The 18,251-nt window shown below is 59.1% G+C and carries 16 protein-coding genes; 11 read left to right on the forward strand and 5 right to left on the reverse strand.

Features of this window, described 5'->3' with window-relative positions:
• On the reverse strand, positions 1-876 hold the full coding sequence (locus tag GXB78_RS04465; RefSeq protein WP_329514475.1) for an alpha/beta fold hydrolase: 876 nt from the start codon (positions 874-876) through the stop codon (positions 1-3).
• 282 nt (positions 877-1,158) lie between these two features.
• Between GXB78_RS04465 and GXB78_RS04470 the strand changes: the two genes are divergently transcribed.
• From GXB78_RS04470 to GXB78_RS04480, 3 genes are all read left to right on the forward strand, one after another.
• Positions 1,159-1,677 carry a sigma-70 family RNA polymerase sigma factor gene (locus GXB78_RS04470; protein WP_329514476.1) on the forward strand — a complete coding sequence of 173 codons (519 nt, stop codon included), beginning with the start codon at positions 1,159-1,161 and terminating at the stop codon, positions 1,675-1,677.
• Complete coding sequence (locus GXB78_RS04475; RefSeq protein WP_329514477.1) at positions 1,664-2,644, forward strand: FecR domain-containing protein; 981 nt, start codon at positions 1,664-1,666, stop codon at positions 2,642-2,644. Before GXB78_RS04470 ends, GXB78_RS04475 begins: the two co-directional genes overlap by 14 nt.
• A 121-nt stretch (positions 2,645-2,765) precedes the next feature.
• Complete coding sequence (locus tag GXB78_RS04480) at positions 2,766-5,156, forward strand: TonB-dependent siderophore receptor (RefSeq protein ID WP_329514478.1); 2,391 nt, start codon at positions 2,766-2,768, stop codon at positions 5,154-5,156.
• A 71-nt stretch (positions 5,157-5,227) separates the two neighbouring features.
• Here the strand turns inward: GXB78_RS04480 and GXB78_RS04485 are convergent, their stop codons facing one another.
• Positions 5,228-5,608: a hypothetical protein gene (locus GXB78_RS04485; protein WP_329514479.1), complete on the reverse strand. Its 381-nt coding sequence runs from the start codon at positions 5,606-5,608 to the stop codon at positions 5,228-5,230.
• A 324-nt stretch (positions 5,609-5,932) separates the two neighbouring features.
• Between GXB78_RS04485 and GXB78_RS04490 the strand changes: the two genes are divergently transcribed.
• The 4 genes from GXB78_RS04490 to GXB78_RS04505 all read left to right on the forward strand — a co-directional run bounded on the left by GXB78_RS04490 (position 5,933) and on the right by GXB78_RS04505 (position 8,724).
• Complete coding sequence (locus GXB78_RS04490) at positions 5,933-6,400, forward strand: metallophosphoesterase family protein (protein ID WP_329514480.1); 468 nt, start codon at positions 5,933-5,935, stop codon at positions 6,398-6,400.
• Positions 6,401-6,654: 254 nt separating this feature from the next.
• Positions 6,655-7,212 carry a GTP cyclohydrolase I FolE gene (gene folE / locus GXB78_RS04495; RefSeq protein WP_329514481.1) on the forward strand — a complete coding sequence of 186 codons (558 nt, stop codon included), beginning with the start codon at positions 6,655-6,657 and terminating at the stop codon, positions 7,210-7,212.
• Positions 7,213-7,257: 45 nt separating this feature from the next.
• The gene (locus GXB78_RS04500; RefSeq protein ID WP_329514482.1) at positions 7,258-7,800 is read left to right on the forward strand and encodes a DUF3833 domain-containing protein; all 543 of its coding nucleotides are present in this window, start codon (positions 7,258-7,260) and stop codon (positions 7,798-7,800) included.
• A gap of 120 nt (positions 7,801-7,920) precedes the next feature.
• The gene (locus tag GXB78_RS04505; protein WP_329514483.1) at positions 7,921-8,724 is read left to right on the forward strand and encodes a DUF1206 domain-containing protein; all 804 of its coding nucleotides are present in this window, start codon (positions 7,921-7,923) and stop codon (positions 8,722-8,724) included.
• 42 nt (positions 8,725-8,766) lie between these two features.
• On the opposite strand, the gene GXB78_RS04510 is transcribed toward GXB78_RS04505, so the two are convergent.
• Positions 8,767-10,059: an Nramp family divalent metal transporter gene (locus tag GXB78_RS04510; RefSeq protein WP_408005105.1), complete on the reverse strand. Its 1,293-nt coding sequence runs from the start codon at positions 10,057-10,059 to the stop codon at positions 8,767-8,769.
• A gap of 274 nt (positions 10,060-10,333) precedes the next feature.
• On the opposite strand from GXB78_RS04510, the gene GXB78_RS04515 reads away from it, so the two are divergent.
• The 3 genes from GXB78_RS04515 to GXB78_RS04525 all read left to right on the forward strand — a co-directional run bounded on the left by GXB78_RS04515 (position 10,334) and on the right by GXB78_RS04525 (position 13,757).
• Positions 10,334-11,467 (forward strand): lactonase family protein, encoded by a 1,134-nt coding sequence (locus GXB78_RS04515; RefSeq protein ID WP_408005102.1) that lies wholly within the window; start codon positions 10,334-10,336, stop codon positions 11,465-11,467.
• A 116-nt stretch (positions 11,468-11,583) separates the two neighbouring features.
• Entirely contained in the window at positions 11,584-12,825 is a 1,242-nt protein-coding gene (locus GXB78_RS04520; protein WP_329514486.1) for an MFS transporter, read from the forward strand.
• A 155-nt stretch (positions 12,826-12,980) separates the two neighbouring features.
• Positions 12,981-13,757 (forward strand): alpha/beta fold hydrolase, encoded by a 777-nt coding sequence (locus GXB78_RS04525; RefSeq protein ID WP_329514487.1) that lies wholly within the window; start codon positions 12,981-12,983, stop codon positions 13,755-13,757.
• Between the two features lie 14 nt (positions 13,758-13,771).
• Here GXB78_RS04525 and GXB78_RS04530 read toward each other — a convergent pair whose 3' ends face one another.
• Positions 13,772-14,692: a LysR family transcriptional regulator gene (locus GXB78_RS04530; RefSeq protein ID WP_329514488.1), complete on the reverse strand. Its 921-nt coding sequence runs from the start codon at positions 14,690-14,692 to the stop codon at positions 13,772-13,774.
• Between the two features lie 581 nt (positions 14,693-15,273).
• Entirely contained in the window at positions 15,274-15,903 is a 630-nt protein-coding gene (locus tag GXB78_RS04540) for a glutathione S-transferase family protein (RefSeq protein ID WP_329514489.1), read from the reverse strand.
• A 285-nt stretch (positions 15,904-16,188) separates the two neighbouring features.
• Between GXB78_RS04540 and GXB78_RS04545 the strand changes: the two genes are divergently transcribed.
• On the forward strand, positions 16,189-18,240 hold the full coding sequence (locus tag GXB78_RS04545; protein ID WP_329514490.1) for a 2Fe-2S iron-sulfur cluster-binding protein: 2,052 nt from the start codon (positions 16,189-16,191) through the stop codon (positions 18,238-18,240).
• Positions 18,241-18,251: the final 11 nt, after the last annotated feature.

Below are 18,251 nucleotides of genomic sequence, written 5' to 3' on the forward strand. Positions count from 1 at the left end.
TCAACGCAGGAAAGCCATGGCCTCGGCGAGCAAAACCTCTGGGACTTCTTCGGCAAGGTAATGGCCGGCGGACAACGCCTTGCCACGAACATCCGTGGCGACCTGCTGCCATTCCTTCAGCGGTTCGAAGCAGCGGCCGACCGTGCCTTCGGCGCCCCATAAAACCAGCAACGGAAGACTCAGGTGACGACCGGCTTCGATGTCGGCACGGTCATGCTCAAGATCTATGCTGGCGCTGGCGCGGTAGTCCTCACAGATACCCCGGGCGGCGCCCGGAAGTTTGAGGCAGCGCAGGTATTCGCCGAAAGCTTCGTGAGTAAACGGTTCGAGCCCTGCACTACGACTGCCCATCACGCTGCGCAGATAGGCTTGGGGGTCGGCTTCGATCAGGGTTTCCGGCAATGGTGCCGGGCGGATCAGGAAAAACCAGTGCCAGTACGCACGGGCAAATGCTTCGTTGGTCTGGGCGTACATCGACAAGGTGGGCGCGATGTCGAGCAACACCATGCGCTGCACCGCAGCCGGATGATCCAACGCCAGGCGATGGGCAACGCGGGCGCCACGGTCGTGGGCCAGCAGAGAGAAGCGTTCGAAGCCCAAGGAATTCATCAGCTCGACACCGTCCTTGGCCATTTCGCGCTTGGAGTAGTTGGTGTGGTCGTCGTTGGCTAGAGGCTTACCGCTATCGCCATAACCGCGCAGGTCGGCGGCGATCACTGTGAAGTGCTCGGCCAGTTGTTCGGCGACCTTGTGCCAAATGACATGGGTCTGCGGGTGACCGTGCAGCAACAGCAAGCTCGGCCCGCTCCCGCCAATGCGATAGGCAATGTCCACACCGTTGACATGACGCTGGTCTTTGACGAATCCGGCAAACATGGGGTGACTCCTTGTTGTAGTTGCTTACATCCTGAAATCGTTGGCGCTAAAGAAAAAGTCGTAAAGCGTGGTGCGATTATTCATGAAGCGTGTTCAAAGGACGCTCAAGCCATCACTTCGCGAATAAACTCCAGTCTTTAAAGAATATCTGACATCCCTTTTTAATAAGCCCCGCTTGGACGGGGCTTATTGCATTGATTGCTTCATGCGACGTATTTGCTTGACGCCCATCGCCTGAGTAGAATGCGATTCATTATCAATCATGTATGTCCCGGGATGCCGATGCGTAGCGACGAAACACTAGGTACTGCAGATCCAGGGCTGCTCTATCGCACCCACTTCTCGTGGTTACAGGGCTGGCTGATTCGGCGCATCGGCTGTCGCGACAACGCCGCAGATCTGGCCCAGGACACTTTCGTCCGTGTGCTCAAACACCGTCACCAGTCCGGTGCTCTGCGCGAGCCACGCGCCTATTTGAGCAGCATCGCCCGTGGTCTGATGATTGATCAGTACCGTCGCCGCGAACTCGAACGTGCCTACCTGGAAAGCATCACCTTGCTGCCTCATCACGAGGTGCCCTCGGAAGAAAGCCGGCTGATGATTCTCGATGCGCTGGAGCGCATAGACCGCATGCTCGACTCGCTTAAACCGAGAGTTCGCCAGGCGTTTTTATTTGCCCGGCTCGACGGTCTGACCTGCGCACAAATCGCCGAAAGGCTGGGGGTTTCCCGCGCGACGGTGGAACGCGACCTGGCCACGGCCCTGCAGCACTGCTATCGCTTGCGTTATGTCGAAGCCTGAGCCGCAGGCGCTGGATCCGGCCATTGTCGAGCAGGCGATCCAATGGCTGGTGCGCCTGCGCTTCAATCAAGCCGATGAACAGACACAGCGCACTTTTGAGCACTGGCTGCAGCAGCGCCCAGAGCATGGATTGGCGTGGCAGCGTGTGGAAACGCTTGGCGATGAATTCGAAGGCGTGCCAGCTCAGCTGGCTCGACAAACTCTTAAGGGCGCCCAGCATGGAATGCGCCGGCGGGAAAGCCTGAAGCTGTTGGGCATATTGGCGACTGTGGGCACCGCAGCCTGGCTCGGCCGCGACTTCACCCCCCTGCCCTCCATGCTTGCACAGCAGCGCAGCAGCACCGGTGAGCAACGACGCTTTCGACTCGATGATGGCAGCCTTGTCCAGCTCAACAGCGATAGCGCCGTCGACAGCGATTTCGACGCCCAGCGACGCCTGATCATTCTGCGACGTGGTGAAATCATCGTGAATGTCGGCGCGGATCAACACTCGCCGCAAGCGCGACCGTTGTGGGTGCAATCACGCGACGGGATCATGCGCGCCCACAGCTCGCGCTTTCTGGTCCGCGAGCGTGACGACGGCACTCTGGTCGCAGCTCAGGAAGGATCAGTCACGGTTTTCCCCGGATCCGATCAAGCGTCTGCGAGCCGCAACGTCCTGGCAGGAAATCAACTGCTGTTCACATCAAGTGACGCCCGAACGTTCAGGGACAACGGCCTCGATCTATGGGCTTGGGGTGACGGTGTGATCAGTGCGAACCATATGCGCCTTGGTGACTTCATCGCAGAGTTGTCGCGTTATCGCCCCGGAGTCTTGCGCTGCGCCGAAGAGGTCGCTGATCGACGCGTTTCCGGAACTTTCCAGCTCGCCGACAACGATCGGGTCCTGGCATTGATCGCGCAGTCACTGCGCCTGCACATTGATTACCGAACCCGTTATTGGGTCACCGTAACCGCTGCCACCTGAGTTCACCTGAATATTTTCCTGCTACCTGAAAAATAATGAGGTGGTTTCTCATTCTCGTTCGACCTCTAAGGAAGGCCGGAATACAGGCCAGTCTGCCGATGTCCTTTCTTGGAGCGAGAAAATGAGTTCGTCCCCTGTTTCGCAGCGCCATCCATTAAGTCGAGCCATGCACGGTGCGATTTTGGGTTTGATCGTGAGCAGCTATGCATTGCCATCGCTGGCGCAAACCTCGGGCGCTGATCACAGCAATCAGATCAAGCAGTGGAACATCGCCCCCGGCCCACTGGCGCCGGCACTCGACCGTTTTGCGCGCGAGGCAGGCATCAGTCTTTCCTTCGACGCGTCGAGTGTTGCCAATCGCACGACTGCTGGCGTGAATGGCTCGCTCGAGACGTCGGCAGCGCTGTCATCGTTGCTGCAGGGCAGCGAATTGGAGATCGAGCAGCAAGGACCGAATGCCTACCTGCTGGTGCCTCAAGCAAAGACCGCCGGCCCGCTGGAGCTCGACGCAACGGATGTCGAGGACTACCGCCTCGCCCCGCTGATCATCAATGCCAAGGTCAGGGTCAGTGCCGACGACGACGACAACTCGGTAGTCGCCAAAGAGCTGTGGGTTGGCGGCAAGGTGGCAACCAGCATTCTCAATACTCCGGCATCGGTGTCGGTGGTGACCAACAAGGAAATGCAGCAACGCAGCGTCAGTACCACGGAAGAAGCACTGCAATACACGCCGGGCGTGGTCAGTGACTTCTATGGTACCGATGACCGCAACGACTACTTCCAGATCCGCGGCTTCCAGGCCACCACCTACCGTGACGGCTTGACCCTCAGTTCGATGCGCGGCGTACGCGAAGATCCATTCGCCTATGAGCGCATCGAGATTCTGCGTGGCGCCAACTCCACGCTGTTTGGCCCTGCGGACCCGGGCGGTTCGGTGAATTTCGTGACCAAACAGCCGCGCTTCGAGAAGTTTGGCCAAGGCTATGTCACTTACGGGTCGTTCGACCATGTCGAGACAGGTATCGATGTCGGCGATGCGCTGAACGACGAGAAAACCCTGGCCGGCCGCTTCACCGCCAAAGGCCAGAACAGCGACCGCGAGTACGATCACTCACAGGACGACAACCAGTTATTTATGGGGGGGCTCACCTGGGCACCGACGGATTACACGTCGGCCACGGTGATTCTGGATTACCTGAAAACCGAAAGTTCGCCCAACAGCGGCGGTTATCCTCTGGACAGGGAATACGACCGCAGCAAGTTTTATGGCGAGCCCAGCTACAACTTTCACGATGTCGAGCGCACCAGTCTCAGCGGTAACATCACCCATGACTTCGACAACGGTTTCGTACTGCGCAGCAATCTGCGTTACAGCAAGTTGACCGATGATTTTGGCTACGTGTACCTCAGCGACAGCGCCGCCCGTGTCGGTACTACCGTCGATCGATACCTGTTTGGCACGGACACTGACGCCGATCAGTTCAACGGCAATCTGATGCTGCAATACGATGCCCGCTTCGAGAACATCGACAGCAGCAGCCTGGTGGGCGTCGAGTACCTCGATTCGACCACCAGGGAAAGCTCGGTCTACGCCCTGACAACCCCGATCGACATCGCCAATCCCGTGTTTACTGGCGTTTCACGCTCAATCACGCCGTATGCCGTGAACAAACGAGACGCGACCAACAAGGCCGTATTCCTGCAGCAGAACCTGTCGTTCTACGAGCGTTTCATCGTCACCGGCGGTGTGCGCAACGACTCGATGGACCTGACCAGCAAAGGCCTGCAATCCACTGAGAAAGACAACTTCTCCGAAACCTCTTACCGAGGTGCGTTGACCTACATCGTCAACGATGAAGTGTCTACCTACGTGAGCATGGTCGAATCCGTCTCGCCGCCGCAGGTTGGCGTAACCCCGCAGACGGGCCGGCAGTATGAAGTCGGCGTGAAGTATGCGCCGATGGGCATGGACGCACTGTTCTCCGCCGCCGTGTATGACCTGACCCAGGAAAACGTGACCATCGCCGTGGTGCTGCCGAGCGGGATCATCGAGCAACAGACGGTGGGCGAATCGCGGGCACGAGGCCTCGACCTGGAGGCCAAGGCGCAGGTAACGCAAAACCTCAGCCTGATCGGTGGCTATTCCTATATGGAGTCCGAGGTATTGCGCGGTTCGTTGTACGACGGCAGCTCGCTGAAGGGTAACGAGTTCGCCACGGCACCCAAGCATTCCGCTTCGCTCTGGAGTTACTACGACGTGCCCGCCACTGATGTCAGCGTTGGCTTGGGTGCGCGCTACGTCGGCTCTTATTACTTCGATGCGGCCAACTCTGGCAAAAGCGATGGCACCACCCTGTTCGACGCCGCTTTCAACTACAAGATCGCCAAGGGCACCGACCTGGCGGTGAACGTCAGCAACCTGCTGGATGAGCAGCACGTGGTCGGTTCCGGCACGGCCAACTTCTACAACCCGGGCCGCGAGATCACCGCCAAACTGAGTTACAACTGGTAATCAGGCGGGCAGCCTATTTTCTCTTGAAGGAAACGGTGCCCGCTTTACCGCGGGCACCTTCAACCTGGTCATCAACCGCTGACCTCGCGCAAAATTCTCTCAAGCTCTGGCCGCGTCCACCTCTCCCAAGGGAATACGTCCCGGTCATCGCCGCTGTGCCAATACTCGCCCGCATCAAATGCCTGATAGATCGAAAATGCCGGCTCGGGCATCTCTGCGTGCATGGACAGGTCGACGATATCGCTGATGACAATATTCATCACCTCATCACAGTAGTGAAAATCGCTGCCGCCGGTGATAAACAGTCTTGCCACTGAGATCGCCAATCGATTGAGAAGATCGCGGCTGTCGATCTGCAGATGCTCACACATGACACTTAATTCGGTGTTTGGGGCTTTCTCAATCATCCCCAGTACGTAATCAAGCTCGGCATCACTAAGACCTGTGGCCATGGGATCAAAGTACTCGTGAGTTCGGTTTTGCGATGGATTCAGGACAAGCCTGTGAGAAAACATGTTGCCAGATTTGCTGTTAAGCGACAGCTATGGTTCGAAAGCAGCTTCTGATTGGTCACGTTCCCAAGGTGAATCCACCGATTGGGTATCGGTTGCACTGGGCACACTCGACAGCCTCTTTACGCCTCAGAAGCAAAAACACGTTCATATCGACTCAAGAGTTCATTGGTATACGCCATCCAGCTCATCGCCTCAGACGGAATGACCGCAATGGGTCGAAAACAGTCACTCTTACCCGAAACGCCCACGGAGAATTGGCCCATGAAAACCGCCGTGATATCCGACACTCACAATCTCCTGCGCTCCGAAGCCATCGGCGCGCTCCAAGGCTGTGACCTGATCATCCACGCCGGCGACATCGGCAACCCGGACATCCTCGCCCAATTGTCCAAAATTGCTCCCGTCCACGCCGTGCGCGGCAACAATGATCTCAGCAGCCCATGGGCTAAAGACCTCCCCGACCGTCTGACCTGCACTCTCAACGGCTGGCACACCCTCCTTGTCCACGACATCGCCGACGTCCCTGCCGATCTGGATCCAGACATAAAGCTCATCATCACCGGCCATTCCCACAAACCGCGCATCGAATGGCGCGGCGATCGTCTATACGTGAACCCTGGTAGCGCCGGCCCTCGGCGCTTCAAATTGCCGGTCACACTGGCAATTCTCGAGATACAACCCGACAGCATCGAGCCCCGCCTGATTTCCCTGCTGGATCCCCCCGCCTGAAATCGCTACGGTTACCGCGACCACCGGCAGCTATCAGCCGAGATTCCCGTATATCGGCCCCAAGCAAGCCACTCTCCAAGCCTATCCCCAGGTCTGTCCTGCCTGAAATCCCAAACCCGCACAAAAAAACCACCGATGCGTTGTCAGTTGATCCTTTTCAGCCTATCTTCAATAAAATCTATACAACTAACCTATATCCGTACAACCTTTTCATCCGACAGTAGCTCTAACCCGCACCGCTGCGAGTAACCCGAATGAGCCCACTATTAGCCAGCCATTATCGTGAAATCCTCGTTGGCGTCGGTGAAAATCCGGAGCGCGAGGGTTTGCTGGATACGCCCCAGCGGGCCGCCAAGGCGATGCAATACCTGTGCAACGGTTACGCGATGAATCTGGAAGACGTCACCAACGGTGCGCTGTTCGAGTCGCAGAGCGATGAGATGGTGATTGTCAGCGACATTGAGCTTTATTCGCTGTGCGAGCACCACATGCTGCCGTTTATCGGCAAGGCGCATGTGGCGTACATCCCCACTGGCCGGGTGCTGGGGCTGTCGAAGGTGGCGCGGGTCGTCGATATGTTCGCGCGGCGTCTGCAGATTCAGGAAAACCTCACCCAGCAGATTGCTCAAGCCATCCAGCAGATCACCGATGCCGCCGGTGTCGCGGTGGTCATTGAGGCGCGGCACATGTGCATGATGATGCGCGGTGTTGCGAAGCAGAATTCGATCATGACCTCCTCTGTCATGCTCGGTGCCTTTCGCGACAGCTCGACGACGCGGCAGGAGTTTCTCCAGCTCATTGGACGGCGCTAGGCCTATACACAGTCTGTTAACTGTACAAGCTCAAGGAGTAGGAAGATGACCCGTTTTCTGCTGCTGTTCGCACTGGCGCTCAGCATCGCAAGCTGTGGCAGTGTCAATGTTGCTCGTTACGCCGACCAGCAACCGGCATTGAACCTGGAGCATTTTTTCAGCCAGCCTGTCAAAGCCTGGGGGATGTTCCAGAAGCGCAACGGCGAAGTGGCGAAGCGTTTTGTGGTCGAAATTGCCAGTCACCGCGAAGGCAACAATCTAATCCTCGACGAGCGTTTCCTTTACAGCGACGGCACCCGTGAACGCCGAGTCTGGACCCTCACTCCCGGCGGCAATGGTCAGTGGAGCGGCCGCGCGCATGACGTGGTCGGCGTTGCGCAGGGCCAGATAGCAGGCAACACCTTCCACTGGCGTTATCGCCTGAATCTGCCAGTCGACGGCTCGACCTACGAGATGAGCATGGACGACTGGATGTACCTGGTCGACGAGGACACGCTGATCAACCGCACCAGCATGTCCAAGTTGGGTGTGGAGGTTGGCCAGGTGACAGTGTTCTTCCGTCGCCAGAGCGCTGGAGCGAATCCTTGATGCACTGATTGGCAGGCCGATATGTGCACGTCATCGAAGCGCCACGTAGCGCGCAACGTTTATCGAACCCCTGCCCCGTCCACGGGTCTGCTTCACATCGATTCCCTGGAAATAACCCCCATGTCCACTCAACACACGCTTGTCCTGCTTGCCCGAGGCGGATACGCCGCGCGCGGTGTTCTGTATCTGATCATCGGCATTTTCGCGCTGTTGGCAGCGCACGACTCCACCAAACCGAAAGACAGCCACAAGAGCCTCGAAGCCTTGCTCAGCCAGCCGTTCGGCTACGTGCTGGTTGGGCTGGTGGTCGCCGGCCTTCTTGCCTTCGCCGGCTGGCGGGCGCTGCAAGCGATTCGTGACATCGACCACCACGGCAAAGAGCTCAAAGGCCTGGTCATTCGTGCAGGTTTGCTCGCCGGTGGGCTGGTCAACGCGGCGCTGGCGTTCTTTGCTCTGGGCCTGCTGGTCAGTGGCCTGAAAAGTGCGGGCGGTTCCGGCGGTGGCAAAACCAAGGATCTGCTCGCGCATCTGCTGTCGTTCGAACACTCGAATCTGTTTATCTACCTGATCGCGCTGATCCCACTCGGCGTCGGTATCGCCCACATCATCAAAGGCTGGAAGGCCACGTTCGAGAAGTACTTCGAGGCTGATGACGACGTGATGCGTTACGTGCGCCCGGTATCGCGCTTTGGCTTGATCGCCCGAGGCGTGGTGTTTATCGAGATTGCAGTGTTGATGGCAGTCAGCGGCTCGGTTTACCAAGCGACCAATCCACCCGGCATGAAGGAAGCGCTGGATGCTTTGCAGAATCTGCCGGCTGGCGGCGTGCTGTTGATGCTGATGGCGTTGGGGCTGATCGCCTTCTCGGTGTACAGCTTTTCCGAAGCCGCCTGGCGCAGGATCGAAATGGATGTGCCGTTGTAAGCGGCGATTCGAGGGGGCATGTGCCCCCTCGACTGCTCGTCATCACGTGAACAGATCAACGCCCAGTTGAAAGGCCACCCACAGCGCCAGCCCAGTGGCAAACAGCAGCGCGATGTTTTCAAACAGGTTGTTGCGATATTGCTTGTCCAGCAGTGATTTCTGGTTGGACATGATCAGCAAGCCCAGGGAAATCACCGGCAAGCCAATGATGTTCAGCGCGCTGACACCAATGGTCAGGGTGACGAAATCCGGCATGCCCGGCATCGACCAGATCAGCGGCGTGACCAGGATGAACAGCATGAACCACTTGTGCATCGGGTCATGATGAAACTCTTTGCCATACTTCTCGCGACGCTCAGGGCGAACGTGCTGGAAGGCATCGGTAATCAGCATCGGAAACGCCGTGGTCTTGCCTGAAATACTGGCAAACAGCGTGGCGAACACGCCGATGAAGAACACATACCAACCGATCGGGCCAAAGTAGATTTCCAGCGCCTTGCCCAGGTCAGCCAGGGTTTTCACCTCGATACCGTTGGGACGCAGGATTTCCGCACCGACGATCCAGATCGCCAGGTTGATGATGATCCCGACGAACACCGCAAACAGCAGATCGTTACGCTGAATGCGCTTGTGCTGCGGGCCGGTCCAGCCTTTCTGGCGCATGACGTAGGGGTGGACGAAGTTGGCGATCGAACCGGCCACTGCGCCGATCACCGAGACCGCCACCAGCAACGCGCCATGCACGCCTTCGTCAGGCGGAATGCTGAAGCCGATGGTGCCTTTGATGATGCCGGTGACATCCGGGCCGGACATCACCGCCAGAGCGATGAACGCCAGGGTCATGATTGCCAGCAGCAGTTTCATCACGCCTTCGATCATCGTGTAGATGTTGCGCCCGACCAGCATCCAGACCGCCAACACCACCGCCACCGAGCACAGCAATGGCTGATCGATCTTGAACAGCATCGCCAGCGACTCCCCTGCCCCCTTGATCATGTAGGCATTCATCAAATGCCCCATCAGCAAGGCGTAAACCAGCATGAACCAGGCAAATACGGGATTGAGCTGGGCGTAGCCCTGAAGAATGGTCATGCCCTGGTTATTGCACAACTGGAAGCGGGCAATGATGTTGACGATCAGGTACCTGAGCAACAACGAGACTGCCAGCACCCACATCATGGCGTAGCCGTAATTCGCGCCGGCCACCGAGGACGTGATCAGATCGCCTGCACCGAGCCACGACAGCACAGCAATGATTCCGGGGCCCAACAGTTTAAGCATGCGCGTGAAACGGTTTTGCGGTTTCGCGGCGGCCTGATGATCGAGTGGAGGCATGCTCGTCATAGGGGTATCTCCGTTATTGTTTTTGTGAGAACGAATGCAGCTCGGCACATTAGTAGGATGTCGTACAACAACGCTAATGGGAGAGTATGTAAAAATGTTTCAACACTGTCGAATTATCGCCCTCCTCGATCATTTTTCCTGATTTTGAGCGGCTATTTCGCAGCTCTTGCTCAAGCGTAACGCCAGGACAATCCTGCGAGATAGCCATTGAAGCACCCGCCAATTAGTCATAGGATGACTGATCACAAAAATAATAAGGCCGGAAATGATGAAAAGAACCTTCCTGATGGCTGCTCTCGCCTCAACTCTGAGCGTAACTGCCAATGCCGCTACCTACGCTTACATCTCAAGTCCCGGTGACGGTCTGATCTCGCAATACCGACTCGATCAGGACAACGGCGCGGTCTCCCTGGTTGAACAGATCCAGGCCGGTGATCAGGTCAATCCCATGGCCCTTACCCCGGACGGCAAGGTGCTGTTTGCAGCCCTGCGGGTCAAGCCCTTCCAGGTGCTGGGTTACCGGATCGATGCCAGGAGCGGTCACTTGACAAAGTTTACCCAGGCGCCTCTGGCAGAGAGCATGGCCTACCTGTCGACCGACCGAAAAGGTCACTACCTGCTCGCTGCGTCCTACGGCGCAGATACCCTCACTGTGCAGAAGATCGGCGAGGATCATCAGCCTTCCGCCAACATCCTGCGTTACCCGACCGGCCTGCATGCGCATTCGATTCGCACCGAGCCGAGCAATCGCTTTGCCTACGCCGGCAACCTGGGTACCGACAAGGTTCTGCAATATCGCCTGGATGCCCAGACCGGTGAGCTCAGCCCGATCGGCAGCGGCTCGGTCAGTGTCCCGGAGAAAACCGGCCCTCGGCACCTGGCATTCTCGCCGAACGGCAAATTCCTTTACGTGGTTGGCGAAATGAGCGGCACCGTGACCGCGTTTTCAATCGACGAAACCAGCGGCGCATTAACGCAAATCGCCGAGGCGAATGGCATTCCCGAGCGATTGAAGCTGGCCCACGGCGAAGTCCGCGATGCGCGCAACAATTATCTGAAAGACGACCCGACCCCGCGCATCTGGGCGGCTGACCTGCGTATGTCGCCGGATGGAAAGCTGCTGCTGATGAGTGAGCGCACCAGCAGCAGCGTCTCGGCATTTTCCGTGGATCCGGCAACAGGACAACTGGCCTTTCTAGACAACTACCCAGTGCAGGAACAGCAACCACGCAACATCGCCTTCTCACCCAACGGCCGCTGGTTGCTGGTCACCGGAGAGAAAAGCGCCAAGGTCGGTACATATTCCGTAAGCAAGAACGGCGCCTTGAAGCGTGTCGGTGAAGCCGCATCAGGCAAAGGCGCATTGTGGATCGAGGTACTGCAAACCTCTGATAAGTAAATTTCTGTGGAGCAGCAACTGCTCCGCAGCCCTGCAACTAATCCGCCACCGCTTCGGTCATTAGGTTTGCCGAGGTCGATACATTCACGCAGACCTTCCGTTCAAGAGACTGTCCCGTGATCAATCACCTCGATCGCCGCAACAACCGCTCGCTGGACAGTCTGAATTTCTTCCTCGCCGATGTCCGCGACGGCCTCGGCCCATACCTCGCCATCTACCTGCTCGCCGTGCATCACTGGGACCCGGCCAGCATCGGCGTGGTCATGACCCTCGCCGGTATCGCCGCGCTGGTCACGCAGACGCCGGCGGGTGCGCTGGTTGACAGCAGCCGGGCGAAACGTGGGCTGATCATCATCGCTGCGTTGCTGGTCACGGTGAGTTGTCTGCTGCTGCCATTCATTTCTTCATTCACTCTGGTGGCGTTGACCCAGGCGCTGAGCGCTGCGGCAGCATCGATTTTCGCTCCGGCGATCTCGGCGATCACCCTGGGCATCACTGGCCCACGAGCGTTTACCCGACGCACTGGCCGCAACGAGACGTTCAACCACGCCGGCAATGCGTGCGCCGCTTTGTTGGCCGGTTTGTTTGCCTATCTGTTCGGTCCGGTCGCGGTGTTTTATTTGATGGCGGTCATGGCGCTGGCCAGTGTGATTGCCGTGCTGTTCGTCTCGGCCGAGGCGATAGATCATGACGTCGCGCGCGGTCTGCAACCTGGCGATCGCAGCCATCAGCCATCCGGGTTCAAGGTGCTGCTGAGCAATCGACCGCTGTTGATGTTTGCTCTGTGCTGCGCGCTGTTCCATTTGGCCAACGCGGCGATGCTACCGCTGGTGAGCCAGAAACTCGCGCAGGCAAATTTGCACATGGCCACGCCGCTGACCTCGGCGTGCATCGTCGCCGCGCAACTGGTCATGGTGCCGATGGCGCTGCTGGCCGGTGCGAAAGCCGATGTGTGGGGGCGCAAACCGTTGTTGCTGGCGGGTTTTCTGATCCTGCCGTTGCGCGGGTTGCTCTACACCTTCTCGAATGATCCGTACTGGCTGGTCGCCGTGCAGTTACTCGACGGCGTCGGTGCCGGCCTTTTCGGTGCGCTGTTCCCGGTGATGGTCAAGGATCTCACTCTCGGCTCCGGGCATTTCAATGTCAGCCTCGGCGCACTGACGACGGCGTTTGGCCTGGGCGCGGCGTTGAGCAATGGCCTGGCAGGCTTTGTCGTCGAGGCCGCCGGTTACGGCGCCGCATTCCTGACTCTCGCCGGGGTTGCAGCGGCAGCGTTCCTGCTGTTGTTGATCGGTGTTCCGGAAACGCTGCAGCGAACTGAACAGTTCGAGTCCGCTGCAGTCATTGGCCAAGGCTGAGCCATCGGCGACGTTTGTATCAGCGTGTAGCTTTCGCCGACACAGATACATTCGCATGCGAAGTTCGGCCCTGCGCACACAGAACTGACACATTTAGCGCGCTAAATACCCCTGTCGCTTCCATTCCTACTTTAATCAATCGACAGGACACCACCATGAACAAAGTCTTCGCTACCCTCGCCCTCACCGCCGCCATGTTCGGTGCCACCGCTGCGTTCGCCGCGCCGGTGAAACCTACCGTGGTACTGGTGCACGGTGCCTTCGCCGATTCGAGCAGCTGGAACGGTGTGGTCAAGATTCTCGAAAAGGATGGCTACCCGGTGATCGCCGCTGCCAACCCGCTGCGCTCGGTCAAGAGTGATGCGCAATCGGTGGCGGATGTGCTGGCCAGCGTGAAAACCCCGGTGGTGCTGGTCGGCCACTCCTACGGTGGTCCGGTGATCAGCGAAGCCGCTTACGGCAACGCCAATGTCAAAGCGCTGGTGTACGTCGCCGCGTTCGCCCCGGAAAAGGGTGAAACCGCAGCTGAATTGTCCGGACGTTTCCCCGGCAGCACCCTCGGCCCGACCTTGTCAGCGCCGGTTGAATTGGCCGACGGCGGCAAGGATTTGTACATCCAGCAGGACAAATTCCACGAGCAGTTCGCTGCCGACGTTTCCCCGGCAGATGCGAAATTGATGGCCGCCACCCAGCGCCCGGTGACCGTCGCCGCGCTCAACGAAGCCGCCACCGAGCCTGCATGGAAAACCGTGCCGTCGTACTTTGTCTACGGTGACCAGGACAAGAACATCCCGGCGCAAGCCCTGGCGTTCATGGCCGAGCGCGCGCACTCCAGGCAGACCGTCGTGGTCAAAGGCGCCTCGCACGTGGTGATGGTGTCCAACCCGAAAGCCGTCGCCAGCCTGATCGAAACGGCTGCGGCAGCGAAATAGAAATCGCTGAAGCGTTAGCCGTGAACCCTGTTCACGGCTTTCAGCGCTGGGTGGTCTTGGAGTCGTTCGCTGAGAAAATCCACGAACGTGCGCACCTTCGCCGGTACGCGCGGATGTTTCAGATAGACCAGTTGCACTGGTAACGCCGGGGGCTCAAAGCCCTCCAGCACCAGCTCCAGTTCTCCGGCCGCAACCTGGCTGGCGACTTGATAAGACAGCACCCGGGTAATGCCCCAACCGGAGCAGGCAATGTTGATCGCCGCCTGATTCGCCGTGACCACCAGACGCGGCTCGAAGCGAAAACTCAACGGCCCGTCGGCATGGGCGAATTGCCAATCGCTGAGCAAATGACTGGCGGACGACATGACGATATTGGCGCGGCTCAACTCGTTCGGATGTTGCGGACGGCCATAGCGGGCGAAGTAATCGGGGGTGCCGCAAATCACTTGGCGGACCTCGCCGACCTTGATTGCATGCTGATTGTTTTCGTGCAGATGGCCGATGCGTACGGCGACATCGATACCCTCTTCCGCCATGTTCACCACGCGATCGACCAGCAAGGCCTTCAGATGCACCGAAGGAAACGCGTCGACGTATTGCGCCAGCAACGGCGCGATGAACAACTCGCCAAACAACACCGATGCGGTCACGCTCAAATGCCCGCACGGCACCCGATAACTGCCGGCGGCCGCCTCTTCGGCTTCGTCGACGTCGCACAGAATTCTTCGGCAATCGTCCAGATAACGATGCCCGGCTTCGGTCAGGTGCAGGCTGCGCGTGGTGCGCGACAACAGACGCGTGCCGATGCGTTGTTCCAGCGCGGCAATGGCGCGGGTGACGCTGGGTGGCGAGGTATTCAAACGCCGGGCCGCCGCAGCAAAACCACCCTCCTCGGCCACGGCCAGGAACATGCGCATTTCCTGAAAACGATCCATAGGCGGGAACCTGTAAAAAAACTCGAAAACACAGTGAAATCATGTGGGAGCGAGCCTGCTCGCGAAAGCGGTGTGTCATTCAACGCTGATGTTGACTGACAGAAAGCCTTCGCGAGCAGGCTCGCTCCCACAGGGGTTGGTGTACACAGTTAAATTTGGCAATGCTTCAACTCCCGCCAGTACGCCCGGACATTCGGATATTCCTTCAGCGAGACATTGTCTTCCAATACATGGATGGCAAAGCTGACGCAAAACCTGTGGGAGCGAGCCTGCTCGCGATGGCGTCCGCACAGTCAACCGCACCGTTGAATGACCACCGCTTTCGCGAGCAGGCTCGCTCCCACAGGAGTTGGTGTACACAGTTAAATTTGGGCAATGCTTCAACTCCCGCCAGTACGCCCGCACATTCGGATATTCCTTCAGCGAGACATTGTCTTCCAATACATAGATGGCAAAGCTGACGCAAAACCTGTGGGAGCGAGCCTGCTCGCGATGGCGTCCGCACAGTCAACATCACCGTTGAATGGCACACCGTTTTCGCGAGCAGGCTCGCTCCCACAGGGGATTTGCGTAGTCGTGAGTCAAGCGCTTTGCAGGCCCACCGCCGTGCGCTGCATGCCGACGAATTTCGGCAGTGCCTCGACCCGCGCCAGCCACGCCTGCACATTCGGATAATCCTCCAGCGAGACATTGCCTTCCGGTGCGTGGGCGACGTAAGTGTAGGCGGCGACATCGGCGACGGTTGCCTTGTCACCGGCGAGGAATGCGCTGTTGACCAGTTCGTCGTCCATCACTTGCAACAAAGCATGGGAACGTTTGATCGCATCAGCCGCGTCGTAACCGGCACCGAACACAGTGATCAAGCGCGCCGTGGCCGGGCCGGAGCTGATCTGCCCGGCAGCCACCGATAACCAGCGCTGCACTTTGGCTTGCTCGACCGGGTCGCTCGGCAGCCACTGGCCGTTGCCGTATTTGCTCGCTAGATAAACCAGAATGCCGTTGGAATCAGCGAGCACCGTGCCGTTGTCGTCAATCACCGGCACCTGGCCGAAACGGTTGAGGGCAAGAAATTCAGGGGTTTTGTGTGCGCCCTTCATCAGGTCGACGAACACCAGTTCGGTCGGAACGTCCAGCAGGGACAGCATCAACTCGACGCGGTGCGAGTGGCCGGACAACGGATGGCGATACAGTTTGACGGCTGACTGGGACATGACGTGCTCCTGAATTATTCGAAGTCGACCCGCTGATCGTGTCGATGGGGCTCATCCTGCTCCCGTGCCGCAAATCGCGGAATCCTCACTCAATACAATCGAGCATTTCAGCCAGTGAAATAATCATCCTCGTCCTTAGGCGCGCCCATGGATCATTTCACCGAGTGAAACAGTGGATTGCAGTTTCTGGCCATTCCCTCGCAACCGGCCGAGGGCGAACATGAGCCCACTTGAGCTTCAGCCCCTGGCGGCTCACCGCCCCGTTTGCACACGAGGAGAATCGAAATGGACACAGCGTCGAAAGCGCAGACCTCGCCCTGGCACGAAGGTGAGCTGACCCTGCAACGTGCCGTCGGCGCGGTGGAAATGATGGTCGGTGTCGGCCAGCGGCAACTGGCCCGCGACTGGATGCCGGACCAGCACCGCGAGTTCTATGCGCAACTGCCCTTCGTCGTGCTCGGCGCCGTCGATAGCCAAGGCGATGCGTGGGCGACGTTGCGCACTGGCCAGCCGGGGTTCATGGATTCGCCATCGCCGCAGGTGCTGAAAATCAAACTCGACGCGCAGCCCAACGACCCGGCCAATCAAGGCCTGCAACCCGGCGACGCGATCGGCATGCTCGGCATCGAGCTGCACACTCGCCGGCGCAATCGCATGAACGGCAACATCAGCCGCCGCGATGACAACAGCCTCGAGATCGGCGTGACCCAGGCATACGGCAATTGCCCGCGCTACATCAACCTGCGCCATTACGCCTTCGTCGACGAAACCACCGACACCGCGCTCGACTTGCCGGTCAGCGAACCCGTGGTGCGCGACATGATCACCGCCGCCGATTCGTTCTATGTCGCCACATATGTGGTGCGCGACGGTGAGCGTCAGGTGGATGTATCCCATCGCGGCGGCAAATCCGGCTTCGTGCACATGGACGAGGACGGCACCCTGACCGTCCCTGATTTCTCCGGCAATCTGTTCTTCAACACCCTCGGCAACATCCTGCTCAACCCGCGCGCCGGGCTGACGTTTATCGATTTTGAAAGTGGCGATCTGTTGCAGATGACCGGCAGTGCCGAAGTGTTGCTCGACGATCCGCAGATCGCCGCGTTCCAGGGCGCCGAGCGTCTGTGGCGCTTCAAGCCGCAGCGCATCGTTTACCGTCAGGCGGCGTTGCCGCTGCGCTGGGCCCAGCAGCCGCAAGGCGATTCGCCCAATTCGCAGATGACCGGCAGCTGGGAACAGACCCGCGAGCGTTTGCAGGCCGAGGCGCTGCGCAATCAGTGGCGTGCGCTGCACGTCACACGGGTGGTCGATGAGAGTCCGCAGATCCGCTCCTTTTACCTGCAAGCCAACGACGGCTTCGGCCTGCCGCGCTTCGAACCGGGCCAGCACTTGCCGATCAAGATTTTGCTCGACGGCCAGGATGCCGCATCGATCCGCACTTACAGCGTGTCCAGCGCGCCATCGGACGAGTTTCTCCGTATCAGCGTCAAACGCGATGGCTCGGTATCCTCACATCTGCATGATCGGGTCCAGGCACTGGATTTGATCGAAGCCCGCGCGCCGCAAGGCGACTTTACCGTCGACGCCACCGAACGCCGCCCGCTGGTGCTGCTCGCCGCCGGGGTCGGGGTGACACCGTTGCTGTCGATGCTGCGCGAAGTGGTCTATCAGGGCAAACGCATCAGCCGCATGCGCCCGACCTGGGTGGTGCAAAGCAGTCGTACTGTCGAAGATCTGGCCTTTCGCGAAGAAATCGATGCCCTGGCGGCGCGCGCCGGGGACAAGGTCAAAGTGCTGCGGGTGGTCAGCCAGCCGCCGCTGGAGGCAACAGCGCAGGGTTACGATCATCCCGGGCGCATCGACATCGCCTTGCTGAAGAGCCTGCTGCCGCTGGATGACTACGATTTCTACCTGTGCGGCCCGGGCAGCTTTACCCAGGCGCTGTACGACGGACTGCGCAAGATGCGCATTCCCGATGACCGCATCCACGCCGAAACCTTCGGCCCTTCGACGCTGATCCGCGATGTCGAAATCAGCACCCCGGCGCCGCCGCAAGTGCCGGTCGCGGAAGAACCGGTCAAGGTGTTGTTCGCCACGTCCGGCAAGGAGGCGCGCTGGGAACCGGGCAGCGGCACCTTGCTGGAACTGGCCGAGGCACGTGGTCTGAATCCGGAATTCAGCTGCCGCGGCGGTTCGTGCGGCACCTGCAAAACCCGCCTGAGCAGCGGCCAGGTGCATTACCTGACCCCGCCGGCCATGCGCCTGGCGGACGATGAAGTGCTGATCTGCTGCGCCGCCCCGGCGCAGGGAAGCGACACCCTGGTGCTGGACGTTTGAATTTTGAGGAG

This window comes from Pseudomonas moraviensis subsp. stanleyae, from assembly GCF_036283065.1.
GTDB lineage: Bacteria > Pseudomonadota > Gammaproteobacteria > Pseudomonadales > Pseudomonadaceae > Aquipseudomonas > Aquipseudomonas stanleyae.